The following is a 6,944-nucleotide window of genomic DNA, read 5'->3' as shown; positions in this document are numbered from 1 at the left end:
CTTGACGATCGACTCGTAGACCTTCGAGCGTCCTTCGACGTCGTCGGACTTCACGGTCAGGAGCTCCTGGAGAGTGTAGGCCGCGCCGTACGCCTCCAGGGCCCAGACTTCCATCTCGCCGAACCGCTGGCCGCCGAACTGCGCCTTGCCGCCGAGCGGCTGCTGCGTGATCAGCGAGTACGGCCCGATCGAGCGGGCATGGATCTTGTCGTCGACCAGATGCGAGAGTTTCAGCATGTAGATGTAGCCGACGGTGACCTTCTGTTCGAAGCCTTCTCCCGTCATGCCGTCGTAGAGCGTGGTCTTCCCCGAAGAGGGCAGGTTCGCGTCCTTGAGCAGCGTCTTGATCTCTCCCTCGGCGGCGCCGTCGAAGACCGGGGTCGCCACGTGGAGGCCGAGCGCCCGCGCGGCCCACCCGAGGTGGGTCTCGAGGATCTGCCCGACGTTCATGCGCGACGGCACGCCGAGAGGGTTGAGCACGATTTCCACGGGACGCCCGTCCGGCAGGTACGGCATGTCCTCTTCCGGAAGGATCCGGGAGATCACGCCCTTGTTGCCGTGCCGTCCCGCCATCTTGTCGCCGACGGAGAGCTTCCTCTTCATCGCGACGTAGACCTTGACGAGCTTGATCACGCCGGGCGGGAGCTCGTCCCCCTTCTGGAGGAGGTCGATCCGGTCGGCGTTGACCTTGTTGAGGACCTCGATCTGCGAGTCGGCGCGGGCGAAGACCTTCCGGACCTCGTCGCGAGCCGAGTCGTCCTTCAAGCGGGCCCCGAGGAGCTCCTTCTTCGAGAGCCGGGCGACGGCCTCGGGCGTGAGCTTCGTCCCCTTCTTCGCGACGACCTCGCCGCGGCGGTCTTCCAGGTCGTCGGTGAGCGTCTTGCCGTCGAGGATCGACTGGACCTTCTTGTTCGCCTCCTCGCGGATGATGCGGATCTCGTCCTGGCTGTTCTTCTGGAGCTTGGCGATCTGGTCCTCCTCGATCTGGAGGGCCCGCACGTCCTTTTCGATTCCCTTGCGGGAGAAGATCTTGACGTCGACGACGATCCCCTCGATTCCCGGAGGGCACTTCAGCGACGCGTCGCGCACGTCGCCGGCCTTCTCGCCGAAGATCGCGCGGAGGAGCTTCTCTTCGGGCGTCAGCTGCGTCTCCCCTTTCGGAGTGACCTTGCCGACGAGGATGTCGCCCGGCTTGACGGAAGCGCCGATGCGGATGATCCCGGACTCGTCGAGGTCGGCGAGCGCGTATTCCGAGACGTTCGGGATGTCGCGCGTGATCTCCTCGGGCCCGAGCTTCGTATCGCGCGCCTCGATGTCGAACTCCTGAATGTGGATGGACGTGAAGAAGTCGTCCTTCACGAGCCGCTCCGACACCAGAATCGCGTCCTCGTAGTTGTAGCCGCGCCACGGCATGAACGCCACGAGGATGTTGCGCCCGAGCGCGAGCTCCCCCTCGTCCGTGCACGGGCCGTCGGCGAGCACCTGCCCGCGCGCGACGCGCTCCCCTTCGACCACGATCGGCTTCTGGTTGATGCAGGTGTTCTGGTTCGACCGCCGGAACTTCACGAGCGGATAGATGTCCGCGCCGAATTCCTTCCCGGCGAGGCCTTCCCCTTCCTCTCCCTCGACGCGGACGATGATCCGCTCCGCGTCGACCTGGTCCACGATCCCCCCGCGCTTGGCGAGGACGACCGCGCCGGAATCGCGCGCCACGGTGCGCTCGAGGCCGGTCCCGACGAGCGGCGCCTCGGCCTTGAGCAGGGGAACGGCCTGGCGCTGCATGTTCGATCCCATGAGCGCGCGGTTGGCGTCGTCGTGCTCGAGGAACGGAATGAGGGCCGCGGCGATCGAGACGAGCTGCCTCGGCGAGATGTCCTTGTAGTCGACCTTGTCGCGCTCGACGGAGATGAACTCGCCGTTCAACCGCGCGATCACGCGATCTTCCTTGAGCTTCCCGTGGCCGTCGGTCTCCGCGTTGGCCTGGGCGATGACGTAGTTCTCCTCTTCCCACGCGGAGAGGTAGAAGGCGAAGGGCTCGGACTCGGACGCCTTGCGGTGCCCGGAGCGGACCCGCTCGTTCTCCTCCTCGAGCTCTTTCTTCTCCACGATCTGCCCGAGCTTGAACTTCGTGTCCCCGACGCGGGTGACCCGGAAGTGGTCGAGCACGCGCCCGCGCTCCACCTTCTTGTAGGGCGTCTCGATGAAGCCGAAATCGTTGATGCGCGCGTAGCAGGAAAGCGACGAGATCAGGCCGATGTTCGGCCCTTCCGGCGTCTCGATCGGGCAGACGCGGCCGTAGTGCGTCGGATGCACGTCGCGGACCTCGAACCCGGCGCGCTCGCGCGAGAGGCCGCCCGGCCCGAGGGCCGAGAGACGCCGCTTGTGGGTGACCTCCGACAGCGGATTCGTCTGGTCCATGAACTGCGACAGCTGCGAGGAGCCGAAGAATTCCTTGATCGCCGCGATCACCGGCTTGGAGTTGATCAGGTCGTGCGGCATCGCCGAGTCGATGTCCTGGTGGACCGACATCTTCTCCTTGATCGCCCGTTCCATCCGGACGAGGCCGATGCGGAACTGGTTCTCGAGGAGCTCGCCGACGGAACGCACGCGCCGGTTGCCCAGATTGTCGATGTCGTCGAAACGGCCGACGTCCTTCCGGAGGCGGAGGAGGTAGCCGACGACGTGGTAGATGTCCTCGGGAGTGAGGGTCCGCGTCTCGAGGGATCCCTGCGACTCCATCTTGATGTTGAACTTGAACCGGCCGACCCGCGAGAAGTCGTACTTCTTCGGATCGAAGAACATCCCCTCGAAGAGGTTCTTGGCCGACTCGTAGGTCGGCGGATCGCCGGGACGCAGCCGGCGGTAGATCTCGAGGATCGCCTCGTTCTTGGTCTTGTGGGAATCCTTCCGGATCGTGTTGACGAGGACGTCGCCGCCGAGGTCCCATTCGGGGAAGATGAGCTCGACGTCCTTGATGCCTTTCGCCTTGAGCGCCTCGACGCCGCCGGGCCCGACTTCCTGACCCGCCTCGAAGAGCACTTCGCCGGAAGCAAGATCGACGATGTCGGAGAGGAAGCACGCCTTCTCGACCTGCTCCTGCGCGACCGAAACCTCGACGACGCCCTTCTTCTGGATCTCCTTCTGCTGGTCGCCGTCGAGCTTGATGCCGGCGAAGATCGGCTTCGTCTCGCGCCGGACGCGCGCGAACCGGTCCTTCAGCTCCTCCTGGCGGAGGACCTCGGGGCCCACGCCGAGGATCGCCCGGCCGCGCTCGAGCCGCGCCTTCACCGGGGCGTAGAACTGGCGCAGGATCGACTCGTCGGTCTCGAGGCCGAGCGCGCGCAGGAAGATCGTCGCCGGGAACTTGCGCTTCCGGTCGATGCGGACGTAGAGGATGCCCTTCTGGTCGAACTCGAACTCCACCCACGACCCGCGGTAGGGGATGATCTTCGCGAGGAACCCGTGCGCGCTCTCCCGCGTGAAGAACACGCCGGGCGAGCGGTGGAGCTGCGACACGATCACGCGCTCCGTGCCGTTGATGATGAACGTCCCGTGCTCGGTCATGAGCGGGATGTCGCCGAAGAAGACCTCTTCCTCCTTGGCGTCGCGCATCGTCCGCGCGCCGGTCTCCGGGTCGCGGTCGTACACGAAGAGGCGGAAGGTGACCTTCAGCGGCACCGAGAAGGTCATCCCGCGCTCCTGGCACTCCGCGACCCCGTATTTCATCTGGAGGTCGACGGGATTGGAGCAGACGTCGCAGAGCGTGACTTCGTTCTTGTTCTGGTGGCCGCACTTCGGGCACTGCACGACTTCCTCGTGCGGGTGCGCCGTGATGATGCGCGCGCGGCACGACGCGCAGGTCATGCGCAGGTACTCGAGGTCGCGGAGGCGGCCGCACTTGCACTCCCAGTTGCCGATCGAGTACTTGACGAACTGGAGCTCGCAGAGACCCCGGAAGTCGGCGAACGGGAAGATCCCGTTGAAGACCGACTGGAGCCCGACCTCCTCGCGCTCCTCCTGGAGCAGGTTCATCTGCAGGAACTTCTCGTACGAGCGCCGCTGCACGTCGATCAGGTTCGGAAGATCCATGAAGGCCCGGATCTTCGAGAAGTCCTTGCGCTCGCGTAGATTCGCTTGCAACGTCATGCCCTATGACTCCTTGTCTGCGCGAAAGGCAGACGGGGGCCGCCGAGGGCGGTCCCCCTGTTCAATTCCCCGGATACAAACACGTCTTCGCGAATCGAGCTACTTGACCTCGACCTTGGCGCCGACTTCCTCGAACTTCTTCTTGATGTTCGCGGCGTCGTCCTTGGAAACCCCCTCCTTGAGCGTCTGCGGGGCGCCGTCGACGAGGTCCTTGGCTTCCTTGAGGCCAAGCCCCGTGACTTCGCGGACGACCTTGATGGTCTTGATCTTGTCGCCGGCGGCCGCGAGAACGACGGTGAACTCCGTCTTCTCCTCCTCGGCCGGAGCCGCGGCGCCCGCCGCGGGAGCGGCGGCCGCCGGCATCGCCATCGCGGCGGCCGAGACCCCGAACTTCTCCTCGAGCGACTTGACCAGGTTGTTGAGTTCGAGCACCGACATGGACTCGATTTCCGAGACGAACTGTTCGACGTTCAATGCCATTTCCCTCTCCTCAAAATCTTCAGGCGCCCGGCGCGGCTTCGGCCGCGGGGGCGGACGTTTCCTTCTTCTCGCGGATCTGCGCGAGCACCGATGCCAGGTTGCGAACGGGGCCGTTCATCACGGTCACGAGCCGGCGAACCGGTGATTGTAGCATGAAGAGCAGCCTTCCGACCAGCTCTTCGCGGGTCGGGAGCTCCGCGATCGCCTGGATCTGGGTGGCGGGGATGGCCCGCCCCTCGACGACCGCCCCCTTGAACGAAATCGCCGTGTTGGTCTTCGCGAAGGTCGTGAGGATCTTCGCGAGCGAAACCGGGTTGTCGGCGTTCCAGGCCACCGCCGTCGGGCCCGTGAAATGGTCGCCGAGCGGCTCGAGCGCGCCTCCCTGGATGGCCCGGAGCGCCAGAGTGTTCTTGACGACCATGTAGGACGACCGGGAACCGCGGATCTGCCGGCGGAGCTCCGTCACGTCCGGCACCTTGATCCCGGAAAACCCGAGAACGAAGGCGTTCTTCGCGCCGCCGATCGCGACCCGCAGCTCCTCCACCGCGGAATTCTTCTCTGTCTTGTTCATGTTACAGACCCTCAACGGCCGCGACGTCGATCTTCACGGCGGGGCCCATCGTGGAAGAAAGCGAAACGGAGCGGAAATATTTCCCCTTCGCCGCGGCCGGCTTCGCCCGATGGATCGCATGGATCAACGCCTCGGCGTTTTCCTTGAGCTTCTTCTCGTCGAAGGACATCTTCCCGACCGGCGCATGGATGATCGACGTGCGGTCCACCCGGAACTCGAGCTTGCCCGCCTTGATCTCCGTCACCGCCCGGGCGACGTCCGGAGTGACGGTCCCGGCCTTCGGATTCGGCATCAGGCCGCGCGGGCCCAGCACCTTCCCGAGGCGGCCGACCGCCCGCATCATGTCGGGCGTCGCGACGAGGGCGTCGAAGTCGAGAAAACCGTCGGCGATTTTCTGCGCGAGGTCCTCTCCCCCGACGACGTCGGCCCCGGCGGCCTCCGCCTCCTTGATCTTTTCCCCCGACGTGATCACCGCGACCCGCTTCGACTTGCCGAGCCCGTGCGGCAGGATCACCGTTCCGCGGACCATCTGGTCGGCATGCTTCGGGTCGACCCCCAGCAGGAGAGCCACGTCCAGGGTCTCGTCGAACTTGGCGAACTTCACCTTCTTCGCGAGCTGGATCGCTTCCTCGAGCGGGTAGGGCCGGTCCTCGACCTGCGCCTTCGCGGCTTGAAACTTCTTTCCTCTTGTGCTCATCCGTGTCCTTTCGTCGTTCCAACGGCCTGCCAGCAGGCCTCCGACGGTTGTCGCCCGCGACGTTCCCTGGACGCTGACTCGTCCCGCCGCGCGCGTTGTTCCCCGAATCAGACGATGTCGAGCCCCATGTTCCGCGCCGTCCCGGAGATCGTCCGGACCGCGGCTTCGAGCGAGCCGGCGTTCAGATCCGGCATCTTGAGCCGGGCGATCTCTTCGACCTGGGCCCTCGTGACCTTGCCCACCTTCGCCTTGTTCGGCTGGCCGGAGCCCTTGGGGACCCCCGCCGCCTTCAGCAGCAGCACGGGCGCGGGGGGCGTCTTCGTGATGAAGGTGTAGGAGCGGTCGGCGTACACGGTGATCACCACCGGGATGATCAACCCCTTGTCCTTCGCGGTCTTCGCGTTGAAGTTCTTCACGAAGTCCATGATGTTGACGCCCGCCGGGCCGAGCGCGGTGCCGACCGGCGGCGCCGGGGTCGCCTCCCCCGCCGGGATCTGGAGCTTGATGTAGCCGGTGATCTTCTTCGCCATCGCCTTCCTAAACCTTCTGGACTTGCAGGAAGTCCAACTCGACCGGGGTCGCCCGGCCGAAAATCGTGACCATGACCCGGAGCGTCGACCGGTCGAGATTCACGTCCTCGACGACTCCGGTGAAATTCGTGAACGGGCCGTCCGTGATCCGGACGGTCTCGCCGTGCTCGAACGTGTGGCGCGGCTTGGGCTTCTCCTTCGTCGAATGGACCTGGTGGAGGATCTGCTCGACCTCCTCATCGGTCAGAGGCGTCGGTTCCTTGCCGGACCCGACGAAGCCCGTCACCTTGGGAGTGTTCTTGACCAGGTGCCACGCCTCGTCGGACATCTCCATTTCGACGAGGATGTAGCCGGGGAAGAACTTGCGGTGGATTTCCCGCTTCTTCCCGCCTTTCATCTCGACGAGCGTCTCGGTCGGAATGCGGACTTCGCCGAAGGCCGGGCTCATGCCCATCGCCTCGACGCGCTGCAGCAGGTTCTGCCGCACGCGATCCTCGAAGCCCGAGTACGTGTGCACGAT

Annotated in this window: 6 protein-coding genes; all 6 read right to left on the bottom strand. The window is 65.3% G+C overall.

Features of this window, described 5'->3' with window-relative positions:
- The coding region (gene rpoB, locus VFS34_04145; protein HET9793632.1) for a DNA-directed RNA polymerase subunit beta at positions 1-4,146 on the bottom strand (4,146 nt) is incomplete at its 3' end.
- A 99-nt stretch (positions 4,147-4,245) separates the two neighbouring features.
- Positions 4,246-4,626, bottom strand: a complete 381-nt coding sequence (gene rplL, locus VFS34_04140) for a 50S ribosomal protein L7/L12 (protein ID HET9793631.1) — start codon at positions 4,624-4,626, stop codon at positions 4,246-4,248.
- Positions 4,627-4,645: 19 nt separating this feature from the next.
- Entirely contained in the window at positions 4,646-5,197 is a 552-nt protein-coding gene (gene rplJ, locus VFS34_04135) for a 50S ribosomal protein L10 (protein ID HET9793630.1), read from the bottom strand.
- 1 nt (position 5,198) lies between these two features.
- On the bottom strand, positions 5,199-5,894 hold the full coding sequence (rplA, locus tag VFS34_04130) for a 50S ribosomal protein L1 (protein ID HET9793629.1): 696 nt from the start codon (positions 5,892-5,894) through the stop codon (positions 5,199-5,201).
- Between the two features lie 107 nt (positions 5,895-6,001).
- Positions 6,002-6,424 carry a 50S ribosomal protein L11 gene (rplK, locus tag VFS34_04125; GenBank protein ID HET9793628.1) on the bottom strand — a complete coding sequence of 141 codons (423 nt, stop codon included), beginning with the start codon at positions 6,422-6,424 and terminating at the stop codon, positions 6,002-6,004.
- 7 nt (positions 6,425-6,431) lie between these two features.
- On the bottom strand, positions 6,432-6,944 hold a 513-nt coding region (gene nusG / locus VFS34_04120; GenBank protein HET9793627.1), incomplete at its 5' end, for a transcription termination/antitermination protein NusG.

It is taken from the genome of Thermoanaerobaculia bacterium, assembly GCA_035717485.1.
GTDB lineage: Bacteria > Acidobacteriota > Thermoanaerobaculia > UBA5066 > DATFVB01 > DATFVB01.
The sequence above is the reverse complement of the archived record's forward strand: the minus strand, read 5'-3'. Positions and strand labels throughout refer to the sequence as shown.

Coding starts and splice junctions, on each gene's coding strand:
- rplL (HET9793631.1), bottom strand. CDS start 4,626: ATGGCATTGAACGTCGAACAGTTCGTCTCGGAAATCGAGTCCATGTCG.
- rplJ (HET9793630.1), bottom strand. CDS start 5,197: ATGAACAAGACAGAGAAGAATTCCGCGGTGGAGGAGCTGCGGGTCGCG.
- rplA (HET9793629.1), bottom strand. CDS start 5,894: ATGAGCACAAGAGGAAAGAAGTTTCAAGCCGCGAAGGCGCAGGTCGAG.
- rplK (HET9793628.1), bottom strand. CDS start 6,424: ATGGCGAAGAAGATCACCGGCTACATCAAGCTCCAGATCCCGGCGGGG.